This window comes from Kitasatospora sp. NPDC059160, assembly GCF_042755465.1.
Classification (GTDB): Bacteria; Actinomycetota; Actinomycetes; order Streptomycetales; family Streptomycetaceae; genus Kitasatospora.
In genome coordinates, this window is record NZ_JBHZCN010000236.1 from 1 (window position 1) to 2,800 (window position 2,800).

The following is a 2,800-nucleotide window of genomic DNA, read 5'->3' on the forward strand; positions in this document are numbered from 1 at the left end:
GCCTCGTACTGGACGTACTTGGGCGATTCGGGCGTGCGTCCAGGCGGGATGCCCGGCGTCGCGCGCCTGGCAAGATCCGCCGGACAGGCCCTAGTAGGGCGTGCCGTTGGCGAAGTCGGTGGCGAAGGTCGACTCGATCGTGCTGAGCACCCCGGAGTCGGAGACGATCAGGCCCAGCTCGCGGTTGTTGTTCAGCGAGTTGTCGGAGAAGTTCTCCGAGCCGGCGAACACCTTGGCGGTGGGCGTGCCGTAGTCGGCGACGATGGCCTTGGCGTGGATGTACAGGCCGGTGGTGGAGGAGTAGGTGACCACCTTGGCGCCGGCCGCGGTGACCTCGTCGAAGGAGGAGCCGTAGGTGTCCGGGCTCATCCCGACGACGCGGACGGTGACGCCGCGGTTGGCCGCGGCGGTGACGGCGTCGACCAGGGCCGGGTCGCCGAACTCCAGCTCCTGGACGTCCAGCGAGGTCTGGGCGCCGTTGATCAGCGCCAGCAGGCGGTCCTGCGAGTCGGTGGGCGACCAGACCAGGTTGTCGCCGTCCGAGGGGGTGATCGAGGTCTTGGCGTAGTCGGCGGCGAAGACCTGCTCGATCGCGGCGACGTCGTTGGCGTCGGTGTCGACGACCCCGTAGTCGCGGCTGCTGGAGTAGTAGGTGGCGTCCAGGTTCCCGGTCAGGATCAGCGACTTGGCGCCGTCCACGGTGACGGTCTTCTGGTGGGTGTAGACGAACGCCGAGGAGGAGTACGTCACGCCGACGCCGGCCGCCTTGAGCGCGGAGTAGGCGGCGCCGTTGACCGAGCTGTGCTTCCCGTCCAGGATCACCCGGACCCGCACGCCGGCGCGCTGCCGGGCGATCAGGGCGTTCACGGCCGTGGTGTCGCGCAGCTCGTACATCGTCACGTCGACGGACCTGGTGGCCGCGTTGACGAGGCCGTAGACCGCACTGTGGTCCTGGTCCGGGAAGACGATCGTCGAGTAGCCGCCGGCGACGGCGTCGGCGTGGGCGGCACCGGAGGCGGATATCAGGCCGGCACCGACGAGCAGCAGGGCGCCGGCACGGCGCGCGAAGGTGGCCAGGGGCATGGGGACTCCATGGTCGGTGAGGGGGAGGTCGGCGCGCGGAGGCGCCGGGGAGCGGACGCGTCAGGTGGCGTGGTCCACCTGGCCGACGCGGCCCGCGTGGACGACCAGGCCGGCGCGGCCGACGTGGACACGCCGAACGGAGCAGCCCGAACAGCATGCGGTCACGGTGGTCAACGCGGGTAGATGACGGGAGGTAAAACCTTGCCCCCGGGCCGGAGAACGGACCGTGCCCCGGCAAAACGGCCTGCCAACGGACGAAGCGGGCACGAAGGTTCACATTGCCACGGACCGTCCGGACCGGTGATAGTGATCATCGACCCGACGCGATCCGACACCGCGTCAGCGCACGAGAGAGCCGAGGAACATGGCGAAGACCCGTCTGCTGCGTCCGCTCGCGGTGGCCGCCGCCGCTGCCGTCCTGGCGGCCACCGGAGCCGTACCCGCCCTGGCCGCCGGCCAGGACGGCCCGGCCCTGCCCGCCCCCGACACCGCGGGGGTGCAGAGCGCGCTTCAAGCCACCACCGCCGCCGGCGCCCCCGGCGCCTTCGCCGTGATCAGCGACCACGGCGACGACGACCGGACCCGCTCCCTGACCGTCGGCAAGGCCGATCTGGACGGGACCCCGATGAACTCCGCGTGGAGGTTCCGGGTCGGCAGCAACAGCAAGATGTTCACGGCCGTTCTCGTGATGCAGCTGGCGCAGGAGGGCCGGATCGACCTCGACAAGCCGCTGCGCGACTACCTGCCGGCCGGCACCCTCCCGGACGGCTGGGCGATGACCGGCCGCCAGGTGATGGAGCACCGGGCCGGCATCTACGACCACACCAACGACCTGCTGGAGCAGGCCGGCGAGGAGACCACCGCCGCCTTCGAGGCCCGGATCCGCAGCACGGTCTACACCCCCGCCCAGATGGTCGCCATGTCCGTCAAGCACGGGCAGCAGTACACCCCGGGCAGCCGCTACTCCTACTCCAACACCGACTTCGTGCTGATGGGCATGGCCGTCGAGAACCTCACCGGCCGCCCCTACGCCGACGTGCTGCGCGAGCGGATCATCGAGCCGCTCGGCCTGACCCAGACCTCCTTCGTCGTCCCGGACCAGCGGATCGAGGGCGCCCACGTCACCGGCTACCTCACCAACGACGACCGCAGCAAGCCGTTGCTGGACTCCACCGAGCAGACCGGCTCCTGGGTGTGGGCCGCCGGTGCGGTCATCTCCTCCGCCTCGGACCTCGACCGCTTCCTCACCGCCCTGGTGGCCGGCGACAACGGCGGGCTGGTCTCGGACGACTCGCTGCGCCAGATGGAGGCCGCGCTGCCCACTCCGACCGCCAAGATCTCGTACGGGCTGGGCCTCCGCCGCATCTCGCTGACCTGCGGGGACGTCTACGGGCACGGCGGCATCGTCCAGGGCTTCCAGACCCAGTCCTTCGCCACCCCGGACGGGCGGCGCTCGGTGGTGGTCTTCGCCAACGCCTCCAACAACGGCTCGGTCACCCAGGGCCTGATGAACGCGCTGGAGCCGGCCTTCTGCGGGAAGAAGCCGGTGAAGGCGGCGCCGCGCACCGGCAACGCCCCGGCCCAGCAGAACCAGCGGACCGTCCAGCACGACCAGGGCCTGCCGGTGGTCGAGGACACCCGGATCTGACCTGACCCAGGACCCGCTCCCGCACCGGCCGCCCGGGGCCGGCCCGACCGACGGCGCCCACGCCCCGCC

Annotated in this window: 2 protein-coding genes; one reads left to right on the plus strand and one right to left on the minus strand. The window is 71.2% G+C overall.

Annotation, left to right across the window (positions count from 1 at the left end):
* Nucleotides 1–90 precede the first annotated feature (90 nt).
* Nucleotides 91–1,083, minus strand: a complete 993-nt coding sequence (locus tag ACFXOZ_RS42375) for a phosphatidylserine/phosphatidylglycerophosphate/cardiolipin synthase family protein (protein WP_380595370.1) — start codon at nucleotides 1,081–1,083, stop codon at nucleotides 91–93.
* A 364-nt stretch (nucleotides 1,084–1,447) separates the two neighbouring features.
* On the opposite strand from ACFXOZ_RS42375, the gene ACFXOZ_RS42380 reads away from it, so the two are divergent.
* Entirely contained in the window at nucleotides 1,448–2,731 is a 1,284-nt protein-coding gene (locus ACFXOZ_RS42380) for a serine hydrolase domain-containing protein (RefSeq protein ID WP_380595372.1), read from the plus strand.
* Nucleotides 2,732–2,800: the final 69 nt, after the last annotated feature.

Excerpts from the sequence above, each read along its gene's own strand:
- ACFXOZ_RS42375 (WP_380595370.1), bottom strand. The coding sequence starts at position 1,083 with ATGCCCCTGGCCACCTTCGCGCGCCGTGCCGGCGCCCTGCTGCTCGTC.
- ACFXOZ_RS42380 (WP_380595372.1), top strand. The coding sequence starts at position 1,448 with ATGGCGAAGACCCGTCTGCTGCGTCCGCTCGCGGTGGCCGCCGCCGCT.